At 40.7% G+C, this 15,307-nt stretch carries 10 protein-coding genes; 1 reads left to right on the top strand and 9 read right to left on the bottom strand.

The features are described 5' to 3' along the window. Nucleotides 1–183: 183 nt before the first annotated feature. Genes V6R96_RS13395 through V6R96_RS13435 form a run of 9 tightly spaced genes read right to left on the bottom strand, consistent with a single transcriptional unit; the run spans nt 184 to nt 13,890 of the window. Nucleotides 184–1,368 (bottom strand): PepSY-associated TM helix domain-containing protein, encoded by a 1,185-nt coding sequence (locus V6R96_RS13395; protein WP_336379488.1) that lies wholly within the window; start codon nt 1,366–1,368, stop codon nt 184–186. Nucleotide 1,369: 1 nt separating this feature from the next. Further along, nucleotides 1,370–3,808, bottom strand: a complete 2,439-nt coding sequence (locus V6R96_RS13400) for a TonB-dependent receptor (RefSeq protein WP_336379487.1) — start codon at nt 3,806–3,808, stop codon at nt 1,370–1,372. Continuing rightward, nucleotides 3,795–5,183: an AMP-binding protein gene (locus V6R96_RS13405; RefSeq protein WP_336379486.1), complete on the bottom strand. Its 1,389-nt coding sequence runs from the start codon at nt 5,181–5,183 to the stop codon at nt 3,795–3,797. Before V6R96_RS13405 ends, V6R96_RS13400 begins: the two co-directional genes overlap by 14 nt. Before the next feature lie 4 nt (nt 5,184–5,187). Continuing rightward, on the bottom strand, nt 5,188–5,433 hold the full coding sequence (locus V6R96_RS13410; RefSeq protein ID WP_062646915.1) for an acyl carrier protein: 246 nt from the start codon (nt 5,431–5,433) through the stop codon (nt 5,188–5,190). Nucleotide 5,434: 1 nt separating this feature from the next. Further along, the gene (locus V6R96_RS13415; protein ID WP_336379485.1) at nt 5,435–6,838 is read right to left on the bottom strand and encodes an MATE family efflux transporter; all 1,404 of its coding nucleotides are present in this window, start codon (nt 6,836–6,838) and stop codon (nt 5,435–5,437) included. Beyond that, the gene (locus tag V6R96_RS13420; protein ID WP_336379484.1) at nt 6,835–8,649 is read right to left on the bottom strand and encodes an IucA/IucC family siderophore biosynthesis protein; all 1,815 of its coding nucleotides are present in this window, start codon (nt 8,647–8,649) and stop codon (nt 6,835–6,837) included. Before V6R96_RS13420 ends, V6R96_RS13415 begins: the two co-directional genes overlap by 4 nt. 7 nt (nt 8,650–8,656) lie before the next feature. Beyond that, nucleotides 8,657–9,973 carry a SidA/IucD/PvdA family monooxygenase gene (locus tag V6R96_RS13425; RefSeq protein WP_336379483.1) on the bottom strand — a complete coding sequence of 439 codons (1,317 nt, stop codon included), beginning with the start codon at nt 9,971–9,973 and terminating at the stop codon, nt 8,657–8,659. Continuing rightward, entirely contained in the window at nt 9,966–12,392 is a 2,427-nt protein-coding gene (locus V6R96_RS13430; protein WP_336379482.1) for a GNAT family N-acetyltransferase, read from the bottom strand. Before V6R96_RS13430 ends, V6R96_RS13425 begins: the two co-directional genes overlap by 8 nt. After that, nucleotides 12,364–13,890, bottom strand: coding sequence for an aspartate aminotransferase family protein (locus V6R96_RS13435; RefSeq protein WP_336379481.1), 1,527 nt, complete (start codon nt 13,888–13,890; stop codon nt 12,364–12,366). The genes V6R96_RS13430 and V6R96_RS13435 overlap by 29 nt, the downstream gene beginning before the upstream one ends. A 217-nt stretch (nt 13,891–14,107) precedes the next feature. Between V6R96_RS13435 and V6R96_RS13440 the strand changes: the two genes are divergently transcribed. Then, on the top strand, nt 14,108–15,205 hold the full coding sequence (locus tag V6R96_RS13440; protein ID WP_336379480.1) for a TauD/TfdA family dioxygenase: 1,098 nt from the start codon (nt 14,108–14,110) through the stop codon (nt 15,203–15,205). Nucleotides 15,206–15,307 lie beyond the last annotated feature (102 nt).

The raw sequence follows: 15,307 nt of genomic DNA on the forward strand, positions 1-15,307 counted from the left end.
GACGAGAATCAGCGACCATATTAATGTTCGGAGGAAATTGATTTTAAATAACAGTGTAAAATTAACCACAGATGACACGGATTTGCGCAGATGTTTGCGTTGTATGCGGCTGTGAAATAAGGGGATTTTGAAATAAAAAAAGTGTAACACCCGGGTTACACTTATCTAATTTTTGTTGTTTTTTTAATTGGAGGGAGTCAATATCTTCGCTTTCTTTTTCTTGGATTTCTTCTTTTTTCTGTTCAAATAGATAATGAATCCTGTGATGGGAAGTGAAGCCGCGATCATTCCTGCAAATAGATATAAAATCCTGCCAGTCATTCCAAAGATGCTTCCTGTATGAAGGTCATAATTTCTTTCTCTTAATGCGGTTCCATTGCCGATGTTTTTGTCTTTGTAGGATTGATGCTTCAGGATTTTTCCTGAGTATTGATCAAAATTGAATTGCTCATTCTGGTATTGCTTATTCTCATACGTTACTTCAGCATAATAAGTTCCTTCTTCTGTTTTAGGAAAGCTGATGAGTGCAGATTTCTTATCCGCCAGGCTCTGTTCTACCCTGTTTCCTACGATATTCAAGATGTTTTTCTTGTCTGAAGATTCTTCGGTAGGAATGGTACTTTTAGCTTTCTGTTCGGTTTTCGCCTTTCCATTCAGTGCTTTTCTGACCCATTGGTCTAAATCTTCAAAATTCCATATCAATGCTGCGTATGAAATGAGGCATAAAGGAATAACGGCATAAAATCCCAGGACATTGTGCGTATCATAATTGATTCTTTTCCATTTTGCAGACGTTTTAATGAAAAACATTCCTTTCAAAGCCTTCTTATTCATTTTACGGGGAAACCAGATTACCAGTCCTGAAAAAAGCATGATTGCCAATATCAGCGTAGAATATCCGGTAATGGTCTTCCCAATTTTTTCACCCAATAAAAGTCTGCGGTGAAGGTCCATCACAATTTCAAAAAAATCATTTTTGGCATTTTCCACCTCAAGAACTTTTCCGGTGTAAGGATCTACATAAACCCTGTAATAATAAATATATGAACCCCAATAAGTCAAAGCTTCCTTATCCATTTTCAGGGAACGGAATGCATAGCTTCTGGATGGATCTGAGGATATTTCTACCCTGTTTACCTTAAGACTGTCCGGAAGTGCCTGTTCAGCTTTTAGTTTGAGATCGGAAAACTGCAGTTTTTCTTTTTTTATGGTTTTGACGAAATATTTTTCCGGGTGTAGGGCATGTTTCAGTTCTTTTTCAAAAGCGAGAATACATCCGGTAACTGCCATTATCACAACTATAAGCCCGGACGTTAGTCCGAGCCATAGATGTAATTGATATGCTGTTTTTCTTAGTATAGAATTCATATTAAAACTTAAGAGTAACCTCCGCCACAAAGTTACGGGGCATTTGGGCTACTATAACACCCTGTCCTGCGAAATACTGCGCATTTCCTAAATTATTCATTTTAAATCCTAACCTGTATCTTTCTTTTTCAAGAGATACGGAAGCGTTCACTAAAGTATAAGCCGGGAATGTAAACTGTCCGGTAGTTGCATTGTCTACAGTAACCTGCTCACCCACGCGGTTTACTCCAAAACCTAATCCGAGACCTGAAAGTCCTTTGATCGGCAATATGTAGCTTACCCATGAATTGAATACATTAGCCGGACCTGAAGACGATGGACGACGGCCATCTACATTGGCAGCAGCTTTTACAAACTTACTGTCGTTATAAGAATATCCTGCCATAATGTTCAGACCCTGAATTGGATTAAGGATGGTTTCAATTTCGATCCCTTTACTTCTCTGCTCTCCGTCCTGGATGGTCACATTATAGTTTGTTCCGTCGCGGGTCACAACATCTGCCCGTAACATATTGTCAACCAGAATATCATAATATCCTACCGTGAAATTCACTCTGTTTCTCCAAAGATTTCCTTTGAATCCCACTTCCCACTGATTGGATCTCTGCGGTTTAAAATCTCCGCTATAGTCTGCAAGAGGCTGTGCAATCGGGGCTAAATTACTGAAGCCATTCATATAGTTGGCATAGGCAGACAGACGGTCTTTAAGGATCTGATAAGATAAACCAAATTTTGGAGACAACGCATTCTGATTGAATGTCCCCGTATTTACATTTTTGATCAAATCCAGCTGCCCTTTGCTTTCATAATGGTCAAAACGTAAACTTAGTAAAGCAACCAAACGGTCTGTAATGTATACCGCATCGGAAATATAAGCGCCATAAATATTGCTTGATGCTGTATTTCTTACCAAAGGTGCTGTAGAAGTCTGAATTTTCTGTAACGCTAAATCTTTAGTTATATTTCCATATAATCCTGTTACCGGCGGCGCTATCGGTGCTGTAGGATTTTTAGGGTCAATGTAATCAAATACAACAATGGGAGAAAGGTTATTGTTCAAAGACTGGTTTAAATAATCTAATCCTACAAGAACTTTATTTTTGATTTTTCCTATTTTAAATTCCCCGTTAAAGTTCTGCTGAACGCTGGTAGACGCTCCTTCACCATTCTGCCACTGTACATTACGTTCCAAAAGGTTATCTGTAGCTCCTCTCATAAACTGATACTGATACAATCCTTCCGTTTTCCTGTAATTTCTTGAGATCAAAGTCTGGGAACTCCACTGATCTGAAATTTTGTAATTCACCTCAGCTTTTACATTGATGGAAGGCGCTTTTAAACTCATATCGTTATTGGAATAAGACTTTTTCCAGTCATATCCAAGCTCATCCGGAGTGGTTGCAATGAATGGTCGGGTTCTCGGTAAAAAAACAATCGGTGTATTTGTTCCTTCATAGGTGTAAATCTGGGCTCCCAGGCTAAACTTTAAACGGTCATTCACCTGGTAGCTGAAGGTTGGAGCAACAAACATGGATTTTCTGAACTCAGAATCTCTGAATCCGTTCTGATATTGATACGCTGCATTCACACGGAATAAAGTCTTCCTTGAATCTGTGACTGGACCGTATACATCAGCTGTCACACGGTTCAGATTATAACTTCCCAAAAGATAAGAAGCTTCTCCGCCGAAATAATCTTTAGGCTTTTTCGTTACGACATTAATCAATCCTCCAAAAGAATTGACTGCGCCTCCGTATAAAGTTCCGGAAGGTCCTTTGATCACGTCGATACGCTCAATATCCGCCGGATCAATTTCTGAATTGGTGGTCGCAGGAACACCATCTACCATAGAAACTCTCGTAGGAAAACCTCTTAAATTGTAGTAGAAACTTCCGTCTCCCGCTCTACCCGCACTTCCCTGCATTTTTACAATACCCGGAACGTTTTTTAAAGCGTCGGACATATCATACACCAACTGTTCTTTCAGAATCTGCTGGTTGATGCTGGTATACATTTGTGGATTCTCAATGTTTCTCAAAGGCATTTTAGAGATCGAAGTACTGTCTCTGTCCAGAAATTTATTTCTACTGAAGGCATATACTGTAATTCCTTCAATCACATTATTTTCTGTCTCAGGATAAATCACCGGAATTTCAAAGACATCTTTTTCAATACGGATCTGCTCACGCATCAGTTCAATATCATTTAAAACCACCTGAAGCGTATACTCTCCCGGTGGCACATTATCAAAATAGTATTCTCCTAAACTGTTGGTCTTAGCCTGATACGGCGTATTGACTAATCTTAAAAGCGCATTCTTCACGGGCACTTTTTCAGACAACATAATCTTTCCGTTGACGCGTTCATTCTGCTGGGCAGAAACAAATAATGGAAGACCGACAAGAAATAAAAGTATTATAGGGGTTTTAAATATTTTCATGCTGTAAGTTTTGTAACAGAGGATAATTGATTTTGCCGTTTTGTGATAATGGAAATGATTCTATGTGTTCGGTGCGTACATACTGCGGGTTGATTCGCAGTTTATTTTTAATGGTTTCCTTAATGATCTGGGGATCAATTTCGATGTTGTCATACAGAACAATGATTTTTTTATCATTGCCGTTAAGACAAACCACTGTATTGCCTTCCAGTTCATTCTTAAGGATAAACTCTACCTCATCCAGGTTGAGACGGATTCCGAAAAGCTTCATGATCCGCTTGATTCTTCCTGTGATGTAGTACAGTCCGTTCTTCCCTCTTCTGCCTGTATCTCCGGTATGAAGAAGCCTTGGCTGTTCGTAGGTAGAAAGGTCTTCAAGCTTGTTAGCATACCCTCCGCTGATGCTTGCATGTAAAAAGAGTAATTCATCCGTTTCAGGATCGATCTGGAAGCTTCCTGCGTGTACAGGAATTCCGATAGACGTTTCCTCTTCAAGAAGTCCGTCTGTAGTAAGATAAGCCATTCTTCCGCCTGCTTCAGTTTGTCCGTACTGAGCAAAGAACTGTTTATCGAACTCAAGGCAGTAATTGAAGATGGTTTTCCTCAACTCAGCGTTAATCACCCCTCCCGTATGGGTCATGTATCTCAGGCTGGTGCTGTCTTTTCTGAAAAATCCGATTCTGTTGAGGTTTTCATACAGATACGGAACGCCTCCCAGCGTGCTGTAGCCGTACTCTTCCATTTCGTCCCAGAATGCTTTCTGCATGATGTCTTTGTCCGTACAGACTATTCTTCCCGCCCGCATACAGTTGGTGGTAAAAATAGAAAAACCGTACACGAAATTAATCGGTACGTTGAGCGGAACTACATCAGATTCTAGGATAGGCATATATTGAAGGATGCTCATAGCGTTCTGATAAAGGTTTTCATCGGAAAGCTTCACCAATTTTGGAACTCCGGTGGTTCCGGAAGTACTTAAAAGGATTTTGATGTCAGGATGAATGGTCACTTCCGGCTGGTAATCTTCTTTAGCAAAGATTTTCACCGTTTCCGAAAACTCCTTTAACGAATATCCATGAACCTCATCTCTTGAAGGATCAAAGATATATTTGGGACGGTATTCCGCTTCCAGACGTTCTTTAAACTCCGGGTGCAGCTTCTGTCCCAAAACAGCAATGGCATGGGTTGTTCCGTAAAAATTGAGAAGAACCTCAATGCTCGGCAGCTGGTTGTCATTGTACAAAAAGATCAATCCTTTTTCTACAGGATTGAGGCCTAAAGACCTGTACAGTGTTCCAACCGGCGTGGAAGCACCGGTGGAAGCATCTGTAAACAACAAGTTCTTGTTGGCAATTACATTTTCTAAAATTTTCATATACTTAGTTTTCTACGAGTACATCGTATTTTTTCATTTTTTCGCGGATCTTCCCGACGGTTCCCATTTCAAGAATGTCGTTGAAGTCAAACTTGACACGGTAGAACTGCTCCAACGCTTCTACAATAAGCAGATGCGACATGGAGTCCCACTCAGGAATTTCCTGATACGTCAGGTTTTCGTCTACCAATTCTTTTTTCACAGCGATTGCTGATGCGATAATTTCATAAAATTCGTCTGTTGTGTGCATTTTAAATTTTTATAGTTTTCCATTTACCATTTTTGAAGATCATGAGGAACAGTACAGCCAGTACGATTTCCGAGGAAACAATAGCCGTAAATATTCCTTTCAGTTCCCATTGAAGCCTTACCCCAAGCAGGTAAGCCAAAGGAAGCTGAATCACATAGAACATGATAATGTACAGCAGGGTTACCTGCATAATATTACCAGCCGCATTAAGCGCACGGCTGATCACCATTGTAAAACCGAGTAAGAGATAAGCCATAGACACTACATGGATGTACTGTACGGCGTATCTGGCTACCTCAGCTTCCTTGGTGAAGAAGGTCACCACATATTCCGCAGCGAACTGCCAGAATACAGCGACGGCTATCAGATAGGTCATATTGATTCCTCCGGCTCTCCATACCGTTTTCTCTGCGCGGTCCGGATTTCCGGCCCCTAAATTCTGTCCTGTAAGAACCCCTGCAGCATTTCCTATTCCCCAGGCAGGCATCGTCGCCACAGAAGCAATTCTCTGCGCAATAATGTATCCTGCAAGAGCAGTAGTGCCGAAGGTGGCGATGATTTTAACCATGATCAGCCAGCTTGAAGCAGGAATAATATACTGAACCAGTCCGCCAAAAGTAATTTTCAGAATTTTTTTAATTAAAGACAGGTCAAGATGAAATTTCACCAAGATATTCACACTGGTTTTGCGTGTAAGAAGAATAAAGAACTGATATAAAACCGCCAGTAACCGGGATAATATGGTAGCATACGCCAGTCCCATTAATCCGTAAGCGGGAATAAAACCAAGCCCGAACACAAGAATCACGGCAAAGATCATACTGGAGATATGACAAAGCCACAGGGACTTCATCGCCAGATCGGCATCACCCGCTCCTCTGAAAAGACCATTGATAGACAAACGCAAAATCACCAGACCGATACTCAGAAACACCAGTTTGGAAAAAGGAAGTCCGTTCTCTACAATCCCTGTATTGAATCCAAGGAAACTGATGATCTCGCCCGCAAAAAGGAATGACAGGCCACCAATCAGTAATGCAAAGGCAGATGCCAGCAATATGATATAATGAGCAGTCCGGCTCATACCTTCCTGGTCTTTTTCTCCGGCTCTCCTGGCCGTAAGTGTTGCAGCAGCGATACCCAAACCAATGGCAATTGCATTGGCAAAATTGATATAGTTATCTGCAATTCCCACGAGTCCAAGGACCTTATCCCCTAATCTTGCAATGATTAAAAGATTGATACTGACAAAAACAGATTCCATCACGAGCTCCATCACCATAGGAATGGCAAGGCTGAAGATAGAACGGTTGATACTCCCCGAGGTAAGTTCTACTTTTTTTCCCGCTAAAGCTCCGTACGCAAATACAGAGCCTTCTTTTACAAGATGCAGAAACTTTCTCATACCGTCGCTACAGAGTTTTTATTCGCAATCTGATACAAAGGATTCGGCAGTGCACCGTCTTTCTTTGGAATAGCAAATGCTTTATTTTCGCTGTAGCCATTGTTTTTCAAACGCAGACTGTTGATGTAGAACCTTTTGAATGTAGGAACATACAGGTCATATTTTTCATACCGCTCATTCAGATGAGGATTATGGTTTTTGTAGTTCTCTATACAGTCGTGAACAAGCGTCCAGAAGGTTTCTTCCTGAAAATTGGAATGGGTATGCAGAATATTGGATAAATATCTGAAGAACGCATCAAAAACACCCAAGAGAATAGACAACGGAACGTTTTCCTTGTTGGAAGACTGGATCAGTCCGTCTGCCAGATGATCAGGAAGTTTCTCCCTTGCTTCTGTCGTCAGGACAATATCATCCACAAAATCTTTGATGACAATTCTCTGTGGCACTCCGTTTTTCAAGACCACCATAATGTTTTCTCCATGAGGTGTTACACAAAGAGAATGGGTGTAATAAATGTGAAGCAACGGCGTAAGATAAGCATCCAGATAATCTGTGATCCACTGCTGAATACTGATTCCAGCCTGTTCTGCAAAAGCCTGTACCAATGGAACTCCATTCTGATCTACGAAAAGCAAGGAAGCCATGGTAAACATTTCTTCGTCTTCCTGTAAATAATTGGAAGCACTTTCGCGCCATAAAGCTCCCAGAAATTCGTTATACTGGTAAGGAACACCGGCAATCGCACTGTATTGAGGATGCAGATAAGCAATAGAAGCCTCTTCTCCTAAAAATATGGTTCCTTTTGTTTCAAGATAAGCATCACCTTTGATCAGTCCTTTCACCCAGTCTGTAATGGATGGGGCAATTTTCATCTGCTTAGGCGACAGTCCTCTGATATTTCCTGTACTTAAAATAGAAACAGCAGTTTTCAGGTATCTTTTTTCAGGATGATCGGTATTGAACAAAGTTCTGATGCTCTGTTGCGGGCTATACACATCATTTCCTTCTCCTAAAAGAATTAAAATACCGGATGCAATATCGCCTGCAAAATGAATCTTCAGCTTATGTTCCCACTGCCATGGATGTACAGGAATTAAATTATAATCCTCAGGAGACTTTCCGGAATCAACCAGTTTTTGTTGAAAAGCCTGATACAATTCGTCTCCAATTTCAGAACGGTAAAATCCTTCCTGATCTATGTGCTCCAGCGACTGGAACGCTGATCTGTCCTTATGAGCAGCCAGCCATAACACTTTTAAATCCTCTCCCGCTTCCGGAGCAAACGTTTCAAGATCGGTAGGAGAAAATCCTAATCTGCTTTTGTTAACGATTACCCAAGGATGGCCTGTCATCTGATGTTCTACCGTTTGGTAATTACTGGATGCCAGTTCTTTTGAAGACATAACGCCTCTCGATAAAATTAATGCATCACAGTATAACGTATGCAACAATTCTTCGGTATATCTCGCCAGCGTATTGGCATCCAAATCGAATACGGTTTGCATTTCAAGGAAAAACTGGGGAATATTCAGCGCTGAGGTGGGTACGCCATTCTCTATTTTCACGATACTCTCTGTATCAATATGCCAGTAATCCATCATCCTTTCCTGACCCCGGAAAACGTATTCTATAGTCTCGATTCCAGTTTCCAGTTTGAAGACCGTAAATCCTTCTTCATCCTGTGAAACGGCAACAGGTTTTAACCGTTCTTCATGCATTAATTCTGCAATCGTCTTGGCCATAAGGTCTCTGTTGGCCTGTAGCCAGTTTTCCTGGCTGATGGTATTATTTTTTAAGTTGGTGTTCATTGTTCTGTTATATTTTGACAGTTGATACAGCAGCGTGTTTCTCTACATCAAAATCCTGGAAAGCAATTTTCTTTTCGATTTTATAATGTTCTCTTCCCAAAATGTCATTGATGATATAGGAATTACGGTAGGCCGCCATTCCAAGATCGGTAGAAATGTAGCTGTGGGTGTGTACTTCTGCATGAAGCACATAGATTTCACCGCCGTTATGATCTATGGAATAATTCCTGTTGACCGCAAATAATCCTGTAGAATCTCTTTTAATTCTGGACTGAATATTTTTCAGGAAAGCAGGTTCATGATAACGGTATCCTGTTCCTACCACCAGATAGTCAGCTTCCTGTTCGTAAGGAATTTTCTGCTCCAACTGTGTGAATTCAAGAGTCAAATTACCCGGATTGCTGTTGTCTACTCTATCCAGCTGGCTGTTTGGAATGATGGTCAGCTTTGGATCAGCATTATCAATATTCAGGTCGTAGATGAAATCATAGATCTGGTTGATGAGGTCGTAATTGATTCCTTTAAACTGAGCCTGCTGCTTGCTTAATATTGATTTTCTTGCCGCTTCATCCCTGCTGTAGAAATAATCCACATAATCAGGAGAAGTCAGTTCAAGCGTCAGCTTTGAATACTCCATCGGGAAGAAACGGTCCGGACGTGAATACCAGCCCAATTGGGTGTTTTCATCACGGCTTTGCAATAAATCATAGAAAACCTCAGCTGCACTCTGCCCTGAACCGATCACGGCAATTTTTTTACCCTGCGCTAAAAGTTCTTCCTTACGGTACAGATAAGAGCTTGTATGCAGAATACGGGAATCCTCTTTCGGAATAAACGAAGGAATATGCGGCTGTGTTCCTGTTCCCAGGATCAGTCTTTCTGTTCTGAAAACCTCTGTCTCCTTTGTTTTGGTATGAATGGTTGTGATTAAATACAATCCGTCTTCATACACAATATCAACCACCTGCGTTGAAAAACGGCACTGTGGAAGCTGGCTCACCACCCATTGGCAGTAACGGTTGTATTCTTTACGCGGAATGAAAAAATCTTCCCTGATAAAGAATTTATACAGTCTGTTTGTTTCTTTCAGATAGTTCAGAAGGCTTAAAGGATTCGTAGGATCTGCCATGGATACACAGTCGCATAGAAAAGGCGTCTGAAGTGTTACGTGGTCGATCATTAATCCCGGATGCCAGTCGAAACCGTCTCTCTGGTCAAGGAAAAGTGTTTTTAATTCAGAAATCGGATTCGATAAAGCGGCCAATCCTAAATTAAAAGGGCCAATACCTATTCCGATCACGTTATATATTGTTTCGTTATTCATGTTCAGTGATTTTTACGGTGAATTCTACATCTTTGTTTTGCGGGAATTTTTCCCAGTACCATTCTCTGTAGCAGAAATTAAGGTTGGCCTTTTTATGAGGCATTTCAATGACTTTATCTACTTTGAACCCGACATGAGCCTTGTTCATCATAGACGCCAGAGAATCTACCGAGCCTTCGCCTACCATTTTTCCAACCTCAGGCTGGGCAAATACATAATCTACCATAGACTGTGTGGAAGGAGAAACGTATTTCTTCTTCGGATCTGTTGGTGCAATAAATTGATGGGTTCCGTAATCGGTAGGCAGTACATCGTAGTAATCGCCTACAATATCTCTGCATGGCCAATATACTTCGATATTACATGTAGGTTCGCCATTGCTCATGACGATGTAGCTGTGTGCTTCATCACCTGGCAGCATTAAATGGTAATAAGTTTCCAGCTCATCAATCGGCCAGTTCATCTGCCAGATTTTGATGGCATGTTCACGGTTAAACCACTCATGAAGCATTTCAAGGTCTTCATCAAGATTAACGGGTCTCATCGTAACCGTGACATCATCTTTCTGGAAATAACGCTTGAAGAAAGCTTCTTTTCCTTTCGGATGAATCAGCTGATCTGAGAAGTAATGGTAGTGAAGAAGATTCGGAACTTTAGCATAAGAAATGGCTGCTGCACTTGTAATACCATCAATTTCATTAGCAACCGCCTTAAAGTTGGTTTTTGTTCCCCAATGACGGTTTTTAAGTGCATAACGCGTAAAATCTGAAGGCATTTCCTGATGAACCTGTTCAAATTCATTGTGCAGGATATTGATTAATGTTCTCTCTTTCACCCATCCCGTCTTTCCTAATGATGCCACCAGTGCTGAAAGATTGCTCACCAGAACATGGTAAGAAATAATGTCTAAAAGACGTTCATCCCTGATAAAAAGATCTTCAATCTCAGGATGCGTTTTGGAAAGCTCCGCATACTGTTCTCTTGCGCTTTCTCTTAATAAATATCCCTGTGCATCTCTTACAAAAAGACTTGTCGGAAGCAACTGATCATCCAGTTGGATTAAAAGATTCTGTTGGTGTGCTTCAGGAGCCATACCGTATTGGCTGTATAAATGGTTTAAAGGAGCAATCAATAGATGAATATATTTCGCAAACCAAATGGTCACCGATTCTTCCGGACTTGTTCCCAGTTTCTCAGAAATATCTGTAAAGAATTTTTGAATAAAATTCTGTCCGTCTGCAGGTTCGTCCTGACACAATCTTGCTAAAAGAATGATTTGATCTTCCGGCTTGAACGGATTTTCGCGGATCAGCAGATTAAGGCTTTCAATATTTTTATCCTGATGATAAACCCCTAATGTTACAGGTTCCAGAAGCAGTTTAAACTGATTAAAATTCTTTTCAAATGCTGCTCCTGCATGTTTTCTCCACAAAGCTGATGCATAGCCTCTTTTTAAATCTTTCTCCGTATTGATCCTTACCGATCCTGTTAAAAGAACATGTAAAGAAAACTTAGGCATCCACGGAATATGAGGACTGTACATACTTCTGATGGAAGAGGTTGAATAAAATTCTTCCCCAAAAGCTCCGATATGGATCAGAGTACGGTCTTTCACCATTTCCGCTCCTTCTTCGATAGACAAAAGGTAAGTAGCTTCCCAAGGATGACACGGAACCGTATAAAAATCAGAAAGTTTTTCATTTTCGTTAAGGTATTTCGCTTCAAGATCTTCCGGTAATGAAACAATACTTTTTAGAAACTCATGATAAGGCTGTTCTAAAACCGACTGTTCCTGAACACAGCTTTTGTGCACCAGGAAATACTCCAGCTGAATGCCTTTATTGAATTCCGGACCATACAGAAGCTGCTCTTCTCTGGAGAATCCCATTCTCGCTTTTGTGAAAGGGTGAAGATTATGTCCTACAGGAAGCTGCTGTTCAGATTCCAGGAAAGAATACGTCAGAGCATCTTGATCCTGTAAACCTTCCTCCATGATCATTTCCAGATTTCTTAAGCTGCTGTGAATTCTTTTCGTAAATAATTCAAGACCTTTTTCACTGAATTGCTCAGAAAGTTCGCGGTATACCAGTTCGGTAAGCTGATCAACATCCGGTTCAAAAACCTTCTGATTTTTATGATCAACCACCCATAAAGGCAATCCATAGTTGTGAAAAGCGCTTTCAGAACGGTAAGAAACCGGAGCAAATAAAAAGATGTCGCTTTTCTTTAATTCAAATCTTATATGAAGCGGATAGATGCTGTTTTTCAGTGCCTGAGCCGTAAGGGCGTCGTATTTCGGAACTCCCTGATAGAACTTTCCGTTTCCAAGCTCACGAAGCATTCCGTTCAGCAGGATTCTAATCGTGATTTCCTGTGCTTTTTCCGTAAACTTAGTTTGCTGTATCAAAGTCTTCTCCATGCGATTTGATTGTATTTAAAATTTGGTGAACATCTTCTGTTGTCGTAATCGGGTTCAGGAAAGTAAACTTCAGGTAGAAATTCCCATCTACTTTGGTACTTGCCACCAGAATTTCCCCGCTGTAGAAAAGCTTCATTTTGATATGCTGGTTCAAAGCATTCAGGTCTTCAATATCAGGTCTGATATAACGGAAAACCAAAACGCTCAGGTCCGTATCGGAAAGCAGTTCGAAGTGAGGGTTTTCAGTGATCATAGACGCTACATCTTTGGTAAGGTCTATCACTGTGTCTGTGTATTCTGCGAGCTGTTCTTTGCCCATCATTCTTAAAGTAAACCACAGTTTCAGGGCATCGAATCTTCGTGTACTCTGGATAATGGATTTGTTGATCTGTGCAGGAATTTCCTCTTCATCCATTTCCGCAGGATTCAAATAGTCTGCATGGTGTTTCAGGATTCTTAATTCCCTTTTGTTTTTAACGATGAACGCACTGCTGCTGATGGGCTGGAAGAAAGATTTATGATAATCGATTGTCACAGAATCCGCTCTTTCGATGCCGTTCAGAAGATGACGGTACTTTTCGCTTAATAATAAAGCACATCCGTAAGCCGCGTCTACGTGCATCCAGATATTGTACTGCTCAGCAATATTGGCGATATCTTCCAGAGGATCTACGTTTCCGAAGTCTGTGGTTCCGGCCGTTGCTACAATTCCGATAGGAATATTTCCCATCTGCTCTTCTCTCTTAATGTATTTCTTCAGTAAACCGATGTCCATACAGAATCTTTCGTCTGTAGGCACTTTAACGATACATTTTTCGCCTAATCCCATGATAGAGGCGTTCTTTAAGTTGCTGAAATGAGATTTATCGGAAACAAAAATTCTGAAATGTCCGGCCTCCTGTGGAAGACCATCCAGCTTAATATTATGGTTGTATCTCTTCTGGGAAAAGCAGTCACGCATCATCACAAGGCCCATCAGGTTGCTCTGTGATCCTCCTGCTGTGAAAACGCCGTCGCTGGTTTCTGCATTGTATCCTAACTGCTCTGCGGTCCAGTCGATCAGCTTTCTTTCCATGAAGGTTCCTCCGGCACTCTGGTCGTAAGTATCCTGTGAAGAATTGATGGCACTGACAAGGATTTCTCCTGCCAAAGCGGGAATTACGACGGGACAATTAAGGTGTGCCACATATTGTGGGAGATGAAAAGCAGTCGCGTGCTTTACATATATAGTATCTACCTCTTCAAGTAGCTCCTGATACGAAGACAGTTTTTGATTAAGGTCTATCTGCTGTACCATGCCTTTCATTTCTTTGGCTTCTATTCCGCTGAATGGTTTGTCGGTTCTGTGAAGAAAAGTTCCTACAAGGTCTAAAGTTTCTTCGACAGCGGAACGATAATGATCGTAATTATCAGAATGAAAAATATTTCCAAAATTCCCCGAAATGTGAGGTAAGTAGGTGCCCAGGATCTCTCCGGCGGGCATTTGATTGTTATTCATATACGTATTTGTAAGGTGATTTTTAAAATCAATAAGTTGTGTAAAAGTGTATAGTATATAGGTGTATATACCTGATAGTCAAGTTTTTATTTTTTACATTTTTTTTGCTTTTTGTTTGGTGGTTGATAAATTATTCATAAATTTGAACCGGTTATTGTTATTTAGAATAATTAAAAACAAATATAGAAATTATATTCACACACCAAATATTTTTTTAATGAATTCGCTAGAAATTTTAGATAACGACAGTATTACTGCGGTAAAACTGCTTCCGAGAGTCATTGAGATCACCTCTCAGGAAAGAAGAATGATACAAGATGCAGCGGTGCATCTTCAAAGAAAATATGACAGCTATGAAAACAGAGATTTCATTACCCATGTTCATCAGCTGGCCTCTTATTTTTTACCGGAAAGAATTCTGCATATAGCGGCTGATTTCGCCAGCGACTTTTCAAAAGATCAGTACGGAGCGCTTGTGTTTAGAGGATTAATGGATATTGATCAGGAAAGTATAGGAAATACTCCACCGAACTGGCAGTCTGCCGATTATTCTAAATTCAATATCTATGGTTTTGCCTGTGCTTTGATCCACGGAGCACTTCCGTCGAAGCCCGTACAATATTATTCGCAGCGTAAAGGTGGCGGATTAATGCATGCGATCATTCCTGATGAAAAAATGAGAGAAACACAGACCGGATCGGGATCTGCAACAGATCTTTATGTACATACCGAAGATGCTTTCCTGAAACATCAGGCAGACTTTTTAAGCTTTATGTATATCCGTAATGAAGAGCAGGTGCCTTCTACCCTATATTCTATCCGTTCGCATGAATCTATGGGAGAAAAATTCAGGCCTCTTTTTGAACGGATGTATAAAATTCCAAAAGATGCCAATCTGGAAACAGCTGCAGAGGAAGAAGAAGCATTAGAAGCTGTTCTGTATGGTAATCACGAGCTACCTTTCATGCGGTTCGATGCAGCAGAACAGCTGTTTAATCCAAGCATTAAACAAAGTGATGAGGCCCATCATCATCTGACAGAATTCTGGGAAGAGGCAAGAGATCTGATCTATTCAGGGTTTACGCCACAGGCCGGAGATGTGATATTGGTGAATAACCATTTATGTGCCCACGGGAGATCTGCCTTCAGAGCCGGGGTAAGAAATGTTGATGGTGTAGAGCACGAATGTCAGAGAAGAATTATGCTCCGGATGATGAGTAAAGTGAGTCTTATGGAAATGAGAGCGCATACGCTTACAGAAGATCCGTTCTTTGTAATTGAAGAACATTTGGGTAAAAACTTCGAAAACATTTAAAATGTTCTATTAGATATTCATTTGATAATAATTATGATGGATCCTTTTAAGCTTTGTGCTTAAAAGGATTTTTTTAGCTGAATACTTTTTTAAACCTGAATA

Source organism: Chryseobacterium sp. CCNWLW53 (assembly GCF_037083525.1).
Classification (GTDB): Bacteria; Bacteroidota; Bacteroidia; order Flavobacteriales; family Weeksellaceae; genus Chryseobacterium; species Chryseobacterium lathyri.

Excerpts from the sequence above, each read along its gene's own strand:
- V6R96_RS13395 (WP_336379488.1), bottom strand. The coding sequence starts at position 1,368 with ATGAATTCTATACTAAGAAAAACAGCATATCAATTACATCTATGGCTC.
- V6R96_RS13400 (WP_336379487.1), bottom strand. The coding sequence starts at position 3,808 with ATGAAAATATTTAAAACCCCTATAATACTTTTATTTCTTGTCGGTCTT.
- V6R96_RS13405 (WP_336379486.1), bottom strand. The coding sequence starts at position 5,183 with ATGAAAATTTTAGAAAATGTAATTGCCAACAAGAACTTGTTGTTTACA.
- V6R96_RS13410 (WP_062646915.1), bottom strand. The coding sequence starts at position 5,433 with ATGCACACAACAGACGAATTTTATGAAATTATCGCATCAGCAATCGCT.
- V6R96_RS13415 (WP_336379485.1), bottom strand. The coding sequence starts at position 6,838 with ATGAGAAAGTTTCTGCATCTTGTAAAAGAAGGCTCTGTATTTGCGTAC.
- V6R96_RS13420 (WP_336379484.1), bottom strand. The coding sequence starts at position 8,649 with ATGAACACCAACTTAAAAAATAATACCATCAGCCAGGAAAACTGGCTA.
- V6R96_RS13425 (WP_336379483.1), bottom strand. The coding sequence starts at position 9,973 with ATGAATAACGAAACAATATATAACGTGATCGGAATAGGTATTGGCCCT.
- V6R96_RS13430 (WP_336379482.1), bottom strand. The coding sequence starts at position 12,392 with ATGGAGAAGACTTTGATACAGCAAACTAAGTTTACGGAAAAAGCACAG.
- V6R96_RS13435 (WP_336379481.1), bottom strand. The coding sequence starts at position 13,890 with ATGAATAACAATCAAATGCCCGCCGGAGAGATCCTGGGCACCTACTTA.
- V6R96_RS13440 (WP_336379480.1), top strand. The coding sequence starts at position 14,108 with ATGAATTCGCTAGAAATTTTAGATAACGACAGTATTACTGCGGTAAAA.